Below are 17,269 nucleotides of genomic sequence, written 5' to 3'. Positions count from 1 at the left end.
GGTTTGCTCAACCTAAACAGCAAATGTCACCGTTTAATTCGGTTGAGCGTATACACGGACCGAAAGGTCACGCCGACATCACCTGCTCACGTAAACCGGTAAACTCCGGCATAAGCGAGATTAGCTGACGACTGTATTCGTGTGTTGGTGAGTTGAACAGCTGCTCTGTCGGCGCCACTTCCAGTAATTGGCCCATTTTCATCACACCAACACGGTCACACATTTGACGGATCACCGGCAAATCGTGGCTAATAAACAACATGGTGAGATTCAGCTCACTTTGTAGATCTTTTAACAGGTTAAGAATTTGAGCCTGTACCGACACATCCAAGGCGGATGTGGGTTCATCACAAATCAATAAGCGAGGGCGAGTGGCAAGCGCGCGAGCAATTGAAATACGCTGACGTTGGCCACCTGAAAATTCATGTGGGTATTTCACGCCTGCCATGACACCAAGACCAACATGCTCCAATAAGTCGTTCACCACTTGGCGAGTTTGCGCTTCATTGGCGGTTAACTTATGAAAACGGATTGGCTCTGCGATGATGTCAAAAATTTTCATTCGCGGGTTCATTGAGGTATACGGGTTTTGAAACACCATTTGCATTTGACGGCGCAGCGGACGACGCGCTTTTTCTGACGTTAATGCTGTCAAATCAATGCCTTCAAAACTGACTTGGCCTGAATTAGGCTGATAAAGACCAGCAATAACACGCGCAATGGTTGACTTACCCGATCCAGACTCGCCAACCAAGCCAAAGGTCTCCCCCTCATGCACTTCAAAAGAGACATTATCCGATGCTTGAACGTACTCTCGGCGGCTTTCAAACAGCGAGTCTTTGGTAATAAAGCGCAAATTGACATTGTCGACTTTTAACAGCGCGCCTTGATATTCTCGCTGATCTTGACTTTGACCAAGCCAATGATTTTTGACATCCAAGCTTGAAGTCGCTTCGGCTTTTTCGATATAGCTGACCAAAGGAAAGCGCGCTAACTTCACATCGGAACGTGGCACGGCAGAAATAAGGCTGCGAGTATAAGGATGGTCAGGATCGCCAAGCACTTTGCTGGTTGGGCCAAACTCAACCAAATCACCGCGGTACATCACGGCAACGCGATCGGTCACGTTTGAAACCACGCCCATATCGTGAGTCACGAGCATACAGCCAACATTTTTTTCAATACACAGCTCGCGGATCAGATTCAAAATTTGATCTTGAATTGACACATCCAGCGCTGTCGTGGGTTCATCGGCAATAATTAAATCAGGCTCACCAGCTAACGCAATCGCGATCACTACACGTTGACGCATACCACCAGAGAATTGGTGGGGATATTGCTTCAAACGGTTTTCTGGCTGAGGAATACCAACTTGCTGCATGAGCGACAACGCGCGTTGATACGCTTCTTTGTCACTCACTTCCATGTTGGCGTGAATGGTTTCTGTAAGCTGCTGCTCAACAGTAAACAGCGGATTCAGCGAGGTCATCGGATCTTGAAAAATGAAACCGATTTTCGAGCCTCGTACTGAGCGCATCGCTTCAGGCGATAGTCCCGAAATCTTTTCACCATCGAGAAAAACCTCGCCCGAGGCGACGTGGCCTGGCGGGCTCAATAGATCAATGATCCCATTGCCAACGGTTGATTTGCCAGCGCCAGATTCACCAACCACGCCAACAATTTCACCGCGCTCAATGTTAAACGATAACGATTTTACCGCAGCGTGAACGCCGTGACGTGATGGGTATTCGATACGCAGGTTTTTCACTTCAAGTAGTGACATATTCAGACCTCAACTGCCTTGTCTGTGTCAACATGGGGCCAGCCCCATATGTACGACTAAAATTCCATTTACCTAGCAGAATAAAATCCCACTAACTGATATGACGCATAATCTGGCAAAACTTACATAATAATGCAACAAATAATAATTAAACGTTGAAAGAATCCGCTTTCAAAGCGTTATATATTACTTTCTCACCACTTGCTGATTAAATGTTGTTCTATGTCAATTTAAAGCGTGATTTTATCCACAAAAATTATCAGACAAATGCTCCAAAAATGAATAAAGTGACGAAACTTTATTATTTCACACAACCAGGCATCAACATTCACATAACAACACACTCTTCGATGAACAAACCAATAGGCAGTGTTTTGTATTAAATGTACACTAATAAATAGAATTACCACCAATAGAACAACTAAAGCCCAAAACATCAATTTGCATAATTATGACATTTTCAGTCAAATGAAAGGATAATCGTCTAAACGCGTAACATTAAAAAAAACGCGCTTGATATGTCCAAAAATCAGACAATTGGTGTATTAAAATCGCAGATCTACGCAGCGCTCAACCGCTCATTTATTCGCCAAGCAAAACAAACCGAGCATGAAGCGATGTCTTGATATTTAGCCTGAGAAGTGAGATTCGACGCAGCTGGTTCTAGGCAGATGAGCACCCAGCCCCCCGACTCGCAGCCGTTTTCCTTTCGTCAGATAAAAAAAAAACCGCATGATGCGAGGTCTTGAAAAGTGGCCTGTGAAGTGGGATTCGACGCGGCTGGGCTTCCACGCGGCTGGGCTCCCAGACCCCGACTCGCAGCCGTTTTCCTTTCGTCAGATAAAACAAAACCCCGCATGATGCGAGGTCTTGAAAGTGGTCGGTGAAGAGGGATTCGAACCCCCGACCCTCTGGTCCCAAACCAGATGCGCTACCAAACTGCGCTATTCACCGAAACTGTATTCTTGGGCGAACCACAAGATAAAAAATGGGGTGGCTAACGAGACTTGAACTCGCGACAACCGGAATCACAATCCGGGGCTCTACCGACTGAGCTATAGCCACCATCAATTTGTTGTTTACCGCTATAGTATAGCCATAAACCAATATATGGTCGGTGAAGAGGGATTCGAACCCCCGACCCTCTGGTCCCAAACCAGATGCGCTACCAAACTGCGCTATTCACCGAAACTGTATTCTTGGGCGAACCACAAGATAAAAAATGGGGTGGCTAACGAGACTTGAACTCGCGACAACCGGAATCACAATCCGGGGCTCTACCGACTGAGCTATAGCCACCATAAATTTTTCACCGATACCTTTGAGCAAATGGCGCGCCCGAAAGGATTCGAACCTTCGACCTTTGGCTCCGGAGGCCAACGCTCTATCCAGCTGAGCTACGGGCGCATGCCCTATCGGCGGAGTGGAATAATACGGATATCACCCAGTATCGTCTAGTTTTTTTTTGCTTTTTTTTTTCGATTGGTCTGTTTTTCAACAAGTCGCCCTGCAAATGACCACAGAGTGGATGTGATTTAGCCCTTGCGTTGGAAAAGTGATGGTTTCGCGCAACAACCGTTCGAGATATACTCACTGATCGTTTACATTGAATTAACAGTATTACTAATATACCTAAGAGCTATGCCCAAAAGATTTGACGTGACAGAAAGGCTTGCGAGTACTTCGAAAATAGTGACAAACACTCCGTTCGAAGAAAGTCGGTACGCCAACCCAGCCACGTTTCAAGTATGACGGATATAAACAGCCACCAGCCAGTGAAGTGAGTAATGGATATGCCCAACACAAGGAATAAATCAAAACCAACGGTTCAATTAACGCTCTGGCGTCGTCTTACGATGATTGCGCTAAGCGTCGGCCTCATTATTTTCGCGCCATTGAATGCCCTTGCCGCCAAGATCAGTGAAGAGCAATATCAGGCGATCGAAGCGCGGATCAAACCCGTTGGCAATGTGTATCTTGCTGGCGAGGAAGCTGTCGTCGTCGCCGTGCCAACTGGCCCACGTGATGGTGTCGCGGTTTACAACACCTACTGCATGGCATGTCATTCGACCGGCGTTAGCGGCGCGCCGATCAGTGGTGATAGCGATGCCTGGGCGCCGCGCATCGCTCAAGGGCAAGCAGTGATGTTAGAGCACGCCCTAACGGGCTTTAATGCCATGCCGGCAAAAGGCACTTGTATGGACTGCTCAGACGATGAAATTCAGGCGGCGATCGATCACATGCTGGCTGGCCTCTAACCCTTTTTAGTCTTGCACCCAAACAGCGTAAAGATGCCGATTGACGACAAGCAAAGCCTCTGAGCATAACCGCCGCGCATAAGTGCGCTATGTGATGAGGTTTATAAGCAATAGGTAATCCCGCTGCAACGTCAAATAGAACGCGAATGCAAACCTAAGCGCGTCATTTGGCACAACCAATATGAAGGCTTAGCAACCCAATGTTAAGCCTTCAGGTTCTTTCTTACGCTACCGCCCTTTACCGAGATGTTGCTGGCGTAAGCGCGCGATGGCCGATTGCCCTTTAGACATACGCTCTTCTTGCGTGACGGGCTTTTTCTGACTCTCCCACTCTAAATCATCAAAGGGCAATTCATCTAAAAAGCGACTTTGCGTTGGCTTGAGCAACTCACCATATTGGCGCCGCTCTTTACACATCACAAAGGTCAGCTCCTTTTGCGCACGAGTGATCCCGACATACATTAAACGGCGCTCCTCATCGACATTATCTTCATCAATACTGGTTTGATGAGGCAAAATGCCCTCTTCAGAGCCAATCAGATAAACGTAAGGAAACTCGAGGCCTTTTGACGCATGCAGCGTCATTAGCTGAACCGCATCACTGTCATCATTCTCTTCGCCACGTTCCATCATGTCGCGCAGTGTGAGCCTTTGTACCACTTCTTTAAGGGATTTCTCTTCGTTATCCGGATTATCCCCTTCCAAATCGGCAACAATCCAGCCGTAAAGATCGGAGACGTTTTTCATCCGCATCTCTGCCGCTTTGGCACTGGCCGAGGTTTCGTACAGCCAATCTTCATAATGAATATCGCGCACCAATGACCGCACTGCTTCAACAGTATTGCCGCGCTCAGCTTGATCGGCTATGGCGACAATCCACTGGGTAAATCGACGCAAATTTTCTAGCCCTCGCCCCGTAAGGTGCTGTTCAAGCCCCAACTCAAAACTGGCTTCAAAGAGACTTTTTCCTCGCATATTGGCGTAGCTGCCTAGCTTTTCGAGTGTCACTGGCCCAATTTCACGCCGTGGCGTATTGACGATACGCAAAAACGCATTGTCGTCGTCTGGGTTCACTAAGACGCGTAGATACGCCATGATGTCTTTGATTTCCGCGCGCGCGAAAAATGACGTACCGCCGGAGAGCTTGTATGGCACGCGGTTTTGCATCAATGATTTTTCAATTAAACGAGATTGATGGTTGCCTCGATATAAAATCGCATAATCTCGGTATTGTGTGTGATTGATAAATTTATGCGCGATAATTTCTGCGGTAACGCGTTCCGCTTCGTGCTCTTCATTTTTGGCTAAGAGTACTTTGATTTTTTCGCCATCAGGGATCTCAGAAAACAGCGTTTTCTCATAAACGTGGGGATTATTGGCAATCAAAATATTTGCAGCGCGCAAAATTCGGCTCGTAGAACGGTAATTTTGTTCGAGCTTAATAAGGCGCAAATTGGGATAATCTTGCCCAAGCAATACCAAGTTTTGCGGTTTTGCCCCGCGCCATGAGTAAATCGATTGGTCGTCATCCCCTACCACGGTGAGACGGCCACGCTCGCCAACAAGCAAGCGCACGAGCTCATACTGGCTGGTGTTGGTGTCTTGGTATTCATCCACTAACAAATAACGAATGCGGCTCTGCCAACGCGTACGCACCTCTTCATTTTGGCGTAGCAGCTGAACGGGTAGAGCAATCAAATCATCAAAATCTAACGCGTTATACGCGCGCATCTGCTTTTGGTACAAACCAAAACAGAACGCAAAAAGCTGTTGCTGCTCACCTTGTGCATGCGCCATTGCTTGCTCCGGCGTCAGCATGTCGTTTTTCCAATTAGAAATACAACTGAGCAGCTGGCGTAATAGATCTTTATCGCCGTCAATCTGCTTTTCTGTCAGCTCTTTTAAAAGCGCCAACTGATCTTGGTCATCAAACAGTGAAAAGCCCGCTTTGAGTCCCAGCGCTTTGTATTCACGACGAATAATATTGAGCCCTAGCGTATGGAACGTCGAAACCATCAACCCTTTGGCTTCTTGCTTACCTAACGTCTGAGCGACACGCTCTTTCATTTCACGAGCGGCTTTGTTGGTGAATGTCACTGCGGCAATATTGCGAGCCTTGTAGCCACACTGCTGCACCAAATACGCAATCTTATTGGTAATGACTCGAGTCTTGCCAGAGCCGGCGCCGGCAAGCACCAAACATGGCCCAGAAACGTATTTGACGGCTTCATCTTGTCGTGGATTGAGTTTCATAACCAGCGTCTTCAAAGGAAAACCCTATTATACCCAAGTCGCCTCAAGATGCGCCAATCAACACAAAAGAGCGGGCTTGTCGATGAGACGAGGATTTCATTTAATTCGGTCTCATTTGTGCTGAATGTTAGCCAATGGTGAATTTTGATGACGCTTTTTGCCATTGACTAACGACTTTCTCGCCCTGATTCCTTAAAATGACAATAAATTGAAGGGAGTAATCGCAACTATGTTTGATCCAAAAAAACTTGAACAAATTGCCAAACAAATCCATGACTCCATGCCACAGCCTGTCAAAGATTTGGGTGCGGATGTGGAAAGCAAGGTACGCCAGGTCATTCAAGGCCAGCTCAATAAACTGGATGTCGTCAGTCGTGAGGAGTTTGATGTTCAAACTCAAGTGTTGTTACGTACACGCCAAAAGTTGACTGAGATGGAGCAAAAGCTGGCTCAGCTTGAAGAAAAGCTGGCGGATAAATAACATTTATTCCTAAGGCGCTTTCGAAGTAAAAAAGTAAAAAGGCTTGCCACAGAGCAAGCCTTTTCATTTTAAGAGTATTTCATCACTCAAACCGACAACAGTGCGGCTTGAGGCGGTTATATTAGTCGCCTACCGCGATACGTTTCATGTCCGTCATGTAGCCACGTAACTCTTCACCGATGTATTCCACTGGGTGGTTACGAATCGTACTATTGACTTCAATCAGTTGAGCATTATCGACTTGATTTGATGTTTCACCCAAACCTTTACCGATAACGTCAGTGCTGACCGATGGCATAAATTGCTCACGCAGCAATGGGGTTGCCACGTTGGCAAACAAGTAGTTGCCGTACTCTGCGGTATCTGAAATCACCACATTCATTTCATACAAACGCTTGCGAGCGATGGTATTGGCAATCAATGGCAGCTCATGCAAAGATTCATAGTAAGCTGATTCGTCAATAATGCCAGAAGCCGTCATCGCTTCAAACGCCAATTCAACACCAGCGCGAACCATTGCCACCATCAAAATGCCGTTATCAAAGTACTCTTGCTCAGCAATTGCAACATTGGTTGTTGGGTAGTTTTCAAACGCCGTTTCACCGGTTTCTGCGCGCCATTTTAGCAAGTTCGCGTCATCATTTGCCCAGTCCGCCATCATGGTACGAGAGAACTCACCGGCAATAATGTCATCCATGTGCTTGTTATACAGAGGACGCATAAGATCTTTAAGTTGCTCAGATAACTCAAAGGCGCGAATTTTCGCTGGGTTAGATAGGCGATCCATCATGTGAGTAATACCGCCAAACTTAAGCGCTTCGGTAATGGTTTCCCAACCGTATTGCAGCAATTTACCCGCATAACCTGGGTCGATACCCTCTGCGATCATTTTTTCATAACAAACAATAGAACCTGCTTGAAGCATGCCGCACAAAATGGTTTGCTCGCCCATCAAGTCTGATTTTACTTCTGCGACAAAAGAAGACTCTAGGCATCCTGCGCGATGGCCACCGGTGGCTGCCGCCCACGCCTTGGCGATATCCCAACCTTCGCCTTTTGGATCGTTTTCTGGGTGTACTGCAATCAGTGTTGGTACGCCAAAACCACGCTTATATTCTTCACGAACTTCCGTGCCAGGACACTTAGGAGCAACCATAACCACCGTAATATCGGAGCGAATTTGCATTCCCTCTTCAACCACGTTAAAGCCGTGAGAATAACCCAGTGCAGCGCCCTGTTTCATCAAAGGCATAACGGTTTCAACCACATTGCTGTGCTGTTTGTCTGGCGTAAGGTTCACCACCAAATCCGCTTGCGGGATCAGCGTTTCATAGCTACCTACTTCAAAGCCGTTGTCTTTCGCGTTTTTGTAAGATTGACGCTGTTCATCAATGGCCGCTTGACGTAAAGCGTAAGCCACATCAAGACCCGAATCACGCATATTGAGACCTTGGTTAAGACCTTGCGCGCCACAACCGACAATCACCACTTTTTTCCCTTTAAGAAAATCGGCTTCGGTTGCAAATTCGTCACGATCCATAAAACGGCAGCGGCCAAGTTGGTCTAGCTGTTCGCGTAAATTCAAGGTGTTAAAATAATTGCTCATCAGGCTCTCCTTACAAAAATTCCGTCAATCGCTCACTTATGTTGAGCGGATAACCTGATACTAATTAAGTTTTTTCGTTGCTTAAAGTGATATATTCACAACAAGTCATTGCAATAAATGCAACCACGGAAGGCTTATGGACATCAGATCAATTCGACTCTTCATCCATCTTTGCGATAGTCACAGTTTTGCTAAAACCGCCTCTGCGATGCACATGAGCCCGTCGGCATTAACCCGTCAGGTACAAAAGCTCGAATATGAAGTCGGCCAAACCTTATTTGTGCGAGATAATCGTGGGGTGGAGCTGACTGGCGCAGGAAAAAAAATGCTGCCAGTGGCATTACGTATGCTGAACGATTGGCAGCAACTGCAGCGCCAAATGCAAGGTATGGCCGATCAATTGCAAGGAGAGTTACGCCTCTTTTGCTCAGTCACCGCAAGCTACAGTTATTTGCCTGATTTGCTCTCAAAATTTCGTGTCAAACACCCCGATATTGAATTTAAGCTATCGACGGGCGATCCCGCGCAAGCCATCGAACGCATTTTAAATGAAGAGGCGGATGTGGCCATTTCTGCATTGCCAGAAGAGTTACCAAGCAAAGTGGCCTTTAAACCCATTGGTGAAATTCCGCTGTCAGTGATTGCCCCCAGTGGCATCAGCAACTTTGCCGAAGCGCTCCACCAAACTCGCCCCGATTGGAACGCAATTCCTTTTATCGTGCCTGAAGCGGGAACCGCTCGAGAGCGCGCGAACACGTGGTTTAAACAGATGAATATTCGTCCCACCATCTATGCTCAGGTTTCAGGGCATGAAGCCATCGTAAGTATGGTGGCGCTTGGTTGTGGCGTGGGCATCGCACCAGATATCGTGATCAACAACAGCCCAGTTCGCGACAAAATTGAACGGCTAAAATTGGTCCCCATCAAACCCTTTGAGCTCGGTATTTGTTGCCTTCACGCTCAACTCGACAACCCTCTTGTGAATGCTCTGTGGGAGGTCGCGTAAAGCATACACGTGCTTATCATGAGCGTGCGCTTGCGCGATTTGAAGCTGCAGCCTTGCTGAGTGACGCTGGCAAAACTGCATCTTCACGGAGCTTGAATATAGGCTTATTCCACATCAATAAAGGTGTCGCCCGAGAGAAATCCGTTGACATCGACATACAAAAAAGTGAAACCAGGACTCAAAGCAACAACCAATCCTTTTGTTACAGAGATGACACTGGGATTGTCCACTATCCATACATCAAGATTGGTAATGTCAATGGATGAACCATCGGTATAAAACAGCGTGGCTTCTAATTGCAGTTCCTCTCCCACTAATAAGTTGGATGTCGCAGGAAACTCAGCCGGACGAACTCGAATGCTTCGAATGGTTCCGTCAACCACATCGACGGTTCTTGCATTACTGGTGACAGAATCTAACACCGCGGTAATGCTTGACTGACCACGAGTTGCAGCATAAACGTTGCCTTCAAACACCCTTGCCACAAACGGGTTGCTGCTGAGCCAAACCACCTGTGTTGTTAAATCCACTTGTGACCCATCGGAATATTGACCGATAGCGGTCATAGGTGTGGTAATACCGGCCGGCATCGTCACCGTCTCTGTAGGCGTAATACTTAAAGACTCTAATGCAGCTTCTGTGACCGTCACGGTTTGGGATACCGAAATACCGGCAAAGTTGGCGGTTATGGAAGCGACACCTTCACCAATAGCTACGACTGTCCCTGCAACAACGGTGGCTATGCTGGGGTCGCTGCTTTGCCATTGGCTGCGAGCCGATACATCACTTTGAACCCCATTACTGTAATTGGCTGTTACTCTGAGCTGCAATTGCCGCCCTTTGGGTAGCGATGCTGCCGTAATGTCCTCGGGTAATTCAATCGTCAATTGAGTCGCGCTGGCCAAAACCACTTCGTATTCCAATTCATTACTGCGCACGCCATTTAGCGTTGCCGTAATCGTGGTGCTCCCTTCCGCACTAGCACTCAATATGCCATCGTTAATGGTGGCCACCGTGGAGAAACTCGACTGCCAGTTAACCGTATCAGTCAACGTTTGTGTGGTACTGTCGGTATAGTTACCCACTGCCATTAAGCTGCTTTGAGTCCCGACAGGCAATGTTGTACTTTCTTGTGTTGTGATCTCAATTGAACTGAGTACTGCTTCAGTCACCGTCACGGTTAATACGTTACTTTCACTACCATTAAAGGAAGCAGAAACCCCTGCATTGCCTGTGCTAAAGCCAATGGCGACACCAGAAACGACCCCAGCGATGGTAGGCGCTGAGCTACGCCAGAACACATCACGGGTGATGTCATTAACAGCCCCATCACTGTAGGTCGCAAAAACTTTCAGCTCGGTACTACCGCCCATTGGTAGCCCTGCAAGCGCCTCTGGCGCAACCGCGACAAGTTGAAGTTGCGTTAGCTGCGCCTCACTTACCGTCACGGAAAATAATGAGCTGGTTACATCGTCAAATTGCGCACTAATCGATGCTTCTCCTACCGCAGCCCCACTCACTACACCGCCCACAACCGTTGCGATCGCGGTATTGCTGCTTTGCCAATTGACGCGACTAGTGAGGTCTTGTGTGCTTGCATCAGAATAAAACCCTGTCGCGGTGAGTGCGCGTGTCGTGCCCACGGGTAATCCTGAGACATCAAGTGCCGAGATCTGAATCGCGGTAAGGGTGGCCTCTGTGACACTCACCGTAAGAGTGTTTGACGCCCTTTCACCAAACTGAGCACTAATCTGCGCTTCTCCCTCCGCAAGACCATACACTTGCCCCTGCACCACAAACGCGCTTTGTGCATCACTGGTCAGCCACAACACTTGGTCAGAGATCTCCGCTGTCGTACCATCGCTGTAGAACGCACTCGCTTGCAAAGTCACACTTTCCCCAGCGACCACCGTTAATCCGTCAGGCGCGCTGATCTGAATTTGAGTTAAGGTGGGCGATTGCACCTCAATAGCAAAATCGGCGCTGGTCACAGAATCAAAGCTGGCCGTAATTGCCGCGCTTCCTACGCTCAACCCTGTCACCACACCGCTGAGTACTGACGCAATACTTACCGCGCTCGAACGCCAACTCACTTGTGATGTTAAGTCCAAGATGGCGCCATTTGAATAAACACCCACAGCGTACAAAGTGACATTGGTGCCTGAAGCAATGGTGCTCGATTGTGTCGCCCCATCTTCTCGAACAATTTGCAGCGACAATAACTGCTCAGTCACGGTAGTGACGGTTAACGGCGTCGCGCTGACTCCAGCAAAATTTGCCCCTATCTCTCCACTGCCTAACGCGACTGCGACGACTTGCCCTGAAACCACGGAGAGCACGCTGGTGTCGCTGCTACTCCATGACACCTGACTGGTTAAGTCTTGTGACTGCCCGTCGCTGTAATAGCCCGTTGCGGTTAAGGTGACACCCACCCCAATCGGTAACGCACTCACCAAAGCGGTATCGCTAGTCGCTATCTGGATTTGAGTTAATGTGGCATCGGTGACGGTAATCGCCACCTGACTGGTGAGGTTGCCAGTTTTCGCCGTTATCGTGGTATCACCTTGGGTTAATGCGGTCACTTTCCCGTTATCGACAATCGCCACCGATGGGTCACTTGATTGCCACTCGACTGAATTGGTCAGGTTTATTTGACTGTTATCCAAATAACGGCCGTAAGCTGACAAGGATAACGATGCCCCCACTGGCACACTTTCTCCGGTGTTATCAATCTGAAGATTGACAATGGTCGGCTCAATGACCGTTACAGGCACACTATTACTGTTGGTGCCATCGAGTGTGGCAGTGATATTCGCAACGCCTTGATTAATACCAACTGCAGCATTATTAAGCAGCAAGACATCATCGTTATCTGCCATCCAGCGCACTCGACTGGTGATGTCTACCACGCTGCCATCGCTGTAATTGCCTTGCGCGCTAAACAGCACCGTAAATTGCTGCGGTAACGTCACCGCGTATAAACCACCTGTGGCATTAATTTGAATCGACTCCAATGTAGCATCGGTTACCGAAAGAATTTGTGCGTTACTGGTGACCCCCTCTAATGTTGCAGTGACGGTCGCGTCCCCTGTCATCAAAGGCGTTACCACGCCATTAACAATACTGAGAGTGCTAGTAGGTAACACGGTCCAACTGACATTGTCAGTGACGGTCGCACTGGTTCCATCGGAATAGAGCGCTTCAACACTCAAAGTTAACTGCTCACCTAATGGCACACTATTGCCCGCTGACGAGGTTAACTGCAATGACGACAGCGTCGCACTGCTGATGGTTATCGATAGCGCGTTTGAACTCACGCCATCAAAGGTTGCTGAAATTGAGGTGGTTCCGGCAGAGGTGGCAAATAAGACCCCATCCAGCACCACAGCAACCGCGGGATCACTGCTGCTCCACGCCACTTGCGAGGTCACATCAAGCGTGGTGCCATCACTGTAGTTTGCTAGGGCTAAAAACCGACTATTAGTGGTAAGTGGAAACTCTGATGAGTTGGCTAAATTAAACACACTAACACTTTCTAATGTCGCATCAGTCACACTCACCGTAAGAGTGTTTGACGTCCTCTCACCAAACTGAGCACTAATCTGCGCCTCTCCAACCGCAAGACCATACACTTGCCCCTGCACCACAAACGCACTTTGTGCATCACTGGTCAGCCACAACACTTGGTCAGTGATCTCCGCTGTCGTGCCATCGCTGTAGAACGCACTCGCTTGCAAAGTCACACTTTCCCCAGCGACCACCGTTAATCCGTCAGGCGCGCTGATCTGAATTTGAGTTAACGTGGGCGATTGCACCTCAATAGCAAAATCGGCGCTGGTCACGGAATCAAAGCTAGCCGTAATTGCCGCGCTTCCTACGCTCAGCCCCGTCACCACACCGCTGAGTACTGACGCAATATTTACCGCGCTCGACCGCCAACTTACCTGCGATGTTAAGTCCAAGATGGCGCCATTTGAATAAACACCCACAGCGTACAAGGTGACATTGGTGCCTGAAGCAATGGCGCTCGATTGTGTCGCACCATCTTCCCGAACAATTTGCAGCGACAATAACTGCTCAGTCACGGTAGTGACGGTTAACGGCGTCGCGCTGACTCCAGCAAAGTTTGCCCCTATCTCTCCACTGCCTAACGCGACTGCGACGACTTGCCCTGAAACCACAGAAAGTACGCTGGTGTCGCTGCTACTCCATGACACCTGACTGGTTAAGTCTTGTGACTGTCCGTCGCTGTAGTAGCCCGTTGCGGTTAAGGTGACCCCCACCCCAATCGGTAACGCACTCACCAAAGCGGTATCGCTAGTCGCTATCTGGATTTGAGTTAATGTGGCATCGGTGACGGTAATCGCCACCTGACTGGTGAGGTTGCCAGTTTTCGCCGTTATCGTGGTATCACCTTGGGTTAATGCGGTCACTTTCCCGTTATCGACAATCGCCACCGATGGGTCACTTGATTGCCACTCGACCGAGTTGGTCAGGTTTACTTGGCTGTTATCCAAATAACGGCCGTAAGCTGACAAGGATAATGACGCCCCCACTGGCACACTTTCTCCGGTGTTATCAATCTGAAGATTGACAATGGTCGGCTCAATAACCGTTACAGGCACACTATTACTGTTGGTGCCATCGAGTGTCGCAGTGATATTCGCAACGCCTTGGTTAATACCAACTGCAGCATTATTAAGCAGCAAAACATCATCATTATCTGTCATCCAGCGCACTCGACTGGTGATGTCTACCACGCTGCCATCACTGTAATTGCCTTGCGCGCTAAACAGCACCGTAAATTGCTGCGGTAACGTCACCGCATACAAACCGCCTGTGGCATTAATTTGAATCGACTCCAATGTGGCATCGGTTACCGAGAGAATTTGTGCGTTACTGGTGACCCCCTCTAATGTTGCAGTGACGGTCGCGTCCCCTGTCATCAAAGGCGTTACCACGCCATTAACAATACTGAGGGTGCTGGTGGGTAATACGGTCCAACTGACATTGTCAGTGACGATCGCACTGGTTCCATCGGAATAGAGCGCTTCAACACTCAAAGTTAACTGTTCACCTAATGGCACACTATTGCCCGCTGACGAGGTCAATTGCAATGATGACAGCGTCGCACCGCTGATGGTTATCGATAACGCGTTTGAACTCACGCCATCAAAGGTTGCGGAAATTGAGGTGGTTCCGGCAGAGGTGGCAAATAAGACCCCATCCAGCACCACAGCAACCGTAGGATCACTGCTACTCCAAGCCACTTGCGAGGTCACATCAAGCGTAGTGCCATCACTATAGTTGACCAGAGCTTGGAACTTACCCCTATCGTTTATTGCAAATTGATTGTCACTCGATGCATTGACGACCGATAGACTACTCGCGGTCGCATCTGTTACTGCAACTGTCAGCTCGTCACTGACAATTCCGGCCAGCTGTGCCTTTAGTATCGATACCCCAGCTTGAAGCGCCTGAATAGTGCCGAGTGACACAATAACAACATTTGGCTCGCTGCTTATCCATTGAACTTTATCGGAAACGTCGACGGACGACCCATCACTCAAGATACCAAACGCTCGAACTTGGTTCTGGGTCCCCCTAACCAGAGTCTCAGGGTTACTAGGATCCAAACGAATCTCTGTCAATGATACGGGCACCACCGTGATATCAATCGTTGAGGACTCAATGCCATCCAACGCGCCTTGGATCGTTGTCGAACCAACACCATTGGCAGTGACTATGCCTTGTTCAACTGAAGCAACAGCCTCATCGCTGCTGTTCCACTGGACAATTGAGGTCAAATCTCGAATAGCGCCACTCGCATAAGTGCCAACCGCATAAATTTGGCTTGAACCTCCGACAATCAGTTCAGTGCTGCTTTGCTGAAGGTCATTCACTAAAGTCAATTGAGTTAATGCGCCAATATCATTGACCGTTTCAACATCAACAGCTGCACTGGTTTGATTAAAGTAGCTCGCTTCAATACTTGCATTTCCAGGACTAATGCCACGCACAATCCCTTGCTCTACCGTAACGTTTGCGGTGTTCGAACGCCACGCTGCATATTGGGTCATGTTCTCGGCGCTGTTATCACTAAAGACGCTATACGCACTTAGCTCAAGAGAGCCATTGACGGGAAGCATCTGTTTTTCGGAAGGATGAATAACGACCTTGGCTAAAGTCACATCATTTATTAATAGCGAAAGAGGTGAACTTTTCACGCCATTAAAATCAGCCGATAAAGTCACTGTTCCAGCGGTTACGCCTTGCAAAATACCAGCATCAAGTATTATGGCGTTAGCATTATCGAGCGACACAGCAGCGGTTTTTGTTACATCGGAGCTGGTTAAATTGGTATAAGTTGCAACGACACTAAACTCTGCCAGGCCTCCTTGAGGTAATTGTGTTCTTTTTGGAATAATGGTTAGAGCCTCGACACTAGGCTCCACAATTTTAACTGTAATTGTGTTACTTAAAGCCCCATCCAATATAGCGCTAACTGAAACACTATCAATTACTTGCTCAGCAACAGCAGTCCCGGATTGATTAATAACTAGCGCATTATTATCGGTCTGCCATTGCACACTATCAGTAACATCCATCTGGTTTCCGCCGCGATCGACTGACATCGCAACAAAACTAACGATATCGCCAACCGCCACAGGGTCTTTTGCGTCACTGGTGATGACAATGTCAACGATGGCATTTGATGGTGAGTGCGAACGATCACAAGCAACTAAAGATAAAAGGACAAATAGATATAACGCAATGTGCTTGAACATTCTTCTCCCCCAAAAAATTGAGACGAGTACCAATTCAAGTCACAGCACCCGCTTAATCGAATACATAATTCAATTAAGCATAGTGAGTGGGCATCTAAATTTAGCCGAAAAAGGTTTAATTTGGAGAACTGTCCTGAATATGGTGCACGTATCAAAATAGAGAAGAGATTCAGTACAGACTTGAGAATCTGAATGTCAATCAACGTCGAAATATGACCTAATTGACGCGGTTACTTCTTTGAAAAAAGACGCAATGCTCAGTACTAATAGCATTGTTCTCAGAAAACTGGTTAGTCAGCAAAAATCGAATTGAATAAAGGTGCAGGTACAGAGCACTGTCAAGAACGTTAAACGTAAAAAGCCCCAGTCTTTCGACTAGGGCTTAGTATAAGTGGCGGAGCGGACGGGACTCGAACCCGCGACCCCCGGCGTGACAGGCCGGTATTCTAACCAACTGAACTACCGCTCCGCATTGGTCAGACTGTAAGTCTTACGCTTTTTTTATCTTTCAATTAAAAGATAACTGAATAAAAACCTAGCAATGTCCTACTCTCACATGGGGAAACCCCACACTACCATTGGCGCTGTTTCGTTTCACTTCTGAGTTCGGAATGGAAATCAGGTGGGTCCAAAACGCTATTGTCGCTAAGTAAAACTCTGGTGCTGATACCCAGAATCGAACTGGGGACCTCATCCTTACCAAGGATGCGCTCTACCGACTGAGCCATATCAGCATGCAAACAAGGAAAAATTGTTTATGACAATTTTTGAAATTTGAAGCCTGGCGATGTCCTACTCTCACATGGGGAAACCCCACACTACCATCGGCGCTAATTCGTTTCACTTCTGAGTTCGGAATGGAAATCAGGTGGGTCCAAATCGCTATGGTCGCCAAGCAAAATTTTGTCAGGAACAAAATTTAACGCACTTCAGTGCGGCCCGAAGGGTCAACTACATGGATGTAGTTGATAAATTCAATTCCAAAATTCGGAAAGCTGTTAATGCGTTCTCTACACATTCAATTCGTTCTTAATCGAGTCCATCAAAACCCTTTGGGTGTTGTATGGTTAAGCCTCACGGGCAATTAGTACAGG

The 17,269-nt window shown here is 47.9% G+C and carries 7 protein-coding genes, 7 tRNA genes and 2 rRNA genes; 3 read left to right on the top strand and 13 right to left on the bottom strand.

All coding sequences use genetic code 11. The features are described 5' to 3' along the window. Positions 1 to 67: 67 nt before the first annotated feature. From HGP28_RS16310 to HGP28_RS16285, 6 genes are all read right to left on the bottom strand, one after another. On the bottom strand, positions 68 to 1,783 hold the full coding sequence (locus HGP28_RS16310; RefSeq protein ID WP_168837531.1) for a dipeptide ABC transporter ATP-binding protein: 1,716 nt from the start codon (positions 1,781 to 1,783) through the stop codon (positions 68 to 70). 877 nt (positions 1,784 to 2,660) lie between these two features. Then, a tRNA-Pro gene (locus tag HGP28_RS16305) sits at positions 2,661 to 2,737 on the bottom strand. Positions 2,738 to 2,772: 35 nt separating this feature from the next. Beyond that, positions 2,773 to 2,848, bottom strand: a tRNA-His gene (locus HGP28_RS16300). A gap of 46 nt (positions 2,849 to 2,894) precedes the next feature. Continuing rightward, positions 2,895 to 2,971, bottom strand: a tRNA-Pro gene (locus HGP28_RS16295). A 35-nt stretch (positions 2,972 to 3,006) separates the two neighbouring features. Then, a tRNA-His gene (locus HGP28_RS16290) sits at positions 3,007 to 3,082 on the bottom strand. A 31-nt stretch (positions 3,083 to 3,113) separates the two neighbouring features. Next, positions 3,114 to 3,190 (bottom strand) — tRNA-Arg (locus HGP28_RS16285). 449 nt (positions 3,191 to 3,639) lie between these two features. On the opposite strand from HGP28_RS16285, the gene HGP28_RS16280 reads away from it, so the two are divergent. Next, positions 3,640 to 4,041 (top strand): c-type cytochrome, encoded by a 402-nt coding sequence (locus HGP28_RS16280; RefSeq protein WP_168837577.1) that lies wholly within the window; start codon positions 3,640 to 3,642, stop codon positions 4,039 to 4,041. 228 nt (positions 4,042 to 4,269) lie between these two features. Here the strand turns inward: HGP28_RS16280 and rep are convergent, their stop codons facing one another. Then, positions 4,270 to 6,294, bottom strand: a complete 2,025-nt coding sequence (rep, locus tag HGP28_RS16275; RefSeq protein WP_168837530.1) for a DNA helicase Rep — start codon at positions 6,292 to 6,294, stop codon at positions 4,270 to 4,272. A 229-nt stretch (positions 6,295 to 6,523) separates the two neighbouring features. On the opposite strand from rep, the gene ubiK reads away from it, so the two are divergent. Further along, positions 6,524 to 6,775, top strand: a complete 252-nt coding sequence (gene ubiK / locus HGP28_RS16270; protein ID WP_168837529.1) for a ubiquinone biosynthesis accessory factor UbiK — start codon at positions 6,524 to 6,526, stop codon at positions 6,773 to 6,775. Positions 6,776 to 6,896: 121 nt separating this feature from the next. Here ubiK and ilvC read toward each other — a convergent pair whose 3' ends face one another. Next, positions 6,897 to 8,381, bottom strand: coding sequence for a ketol-acid reductoisomerase (gene ilvC / locus HGP28_RS16265; RefSeq protein ID WP_168837528.1), 1,485 nt, complete (start codon positions 8,379 to 8,381; stop codon positions 6,897 to 6,899). Positions 8,382 to 8,517: 136 nt separating this feature from the next. Between ilvC and ilvY the strand changes: the two genes are divergently transcribed. After that, complete coding sequence (gene ilvY, locus HGP28_RS16260) at positions 8,518 to 9,387, top strand: HTH-type transcriptional activator IlvY (RefSeq protein WP_168837527.1); 870 nt, start codon at positions 8,518 to 8,520, stop codon at positions 9,385 to 9,387. Between the two features lie 104 nt (positions 9,388 to 9,491). Here ilvY and HGP28_RS16255 read toward each other — a convergent pair whose 3' ends face one another. From HGP28_RS16255 to rrf (HGP28_RS16235), 5 genes are all read right to left on the bottom strand, one after another. Continuing rightward, positions 9,492 to 16,175: a beta strand repeat-containing protein gene (locus HGP28_RS16255; protein ID WP_168837526.1), complete on the bottom strand. Its 6,684-nt coding sequence runs from the start codon at positions 16,173 to 16,175 to the stop codon at positions 9,492 to 9,494. Between the two features lie 392 nt (positions 16,176 to 16,567). Then, a tRNA-Asp gene (locus tag HGP28_RS16250) sits at positions 16,568 to 16,644 on the bottom strand. A gap of 64 nt (positions 16,645 to 16,708) precedes the next feature. Then, positions 16,709 to 16,825 (bottom strand): 5S ribosomal RNA (gene rrf, locus HGP28_RS16245). 8 nt (positions 16,826 to 16,833) lie between these two features. Further along, positions 16,834 to 16,909: transfer RNA gene (locus HGP28_RS16240), tRNA-Thr, on the bottom strand. 45 nt (positions 16,910 to 16,954) lie between these two features. Beyond that, positions 16,955 to 17,071, bottom strand: a 5S ribosomal RNA gene (rrf, locus tag HGP28_RS16235). Between the last annotated feature and the right edge of the window lie 198 nt (positions 17,072 to 17,269).

It is taken from the genome of Vibrio agarilyticus (assembly GCF_012641465.1).
Classification (GTDB): domain Bacteria; phylum Pseudomonadota; class Gammaproteobacteria; order Enterobacterales; family Vibrionaceae; genus Vibrio; species Vibrio agarilyticus.
Note: the sequence above shows the minus strand (reverse complement) of the source record. Positions and strands in the feature narration are given on the sequence as shown.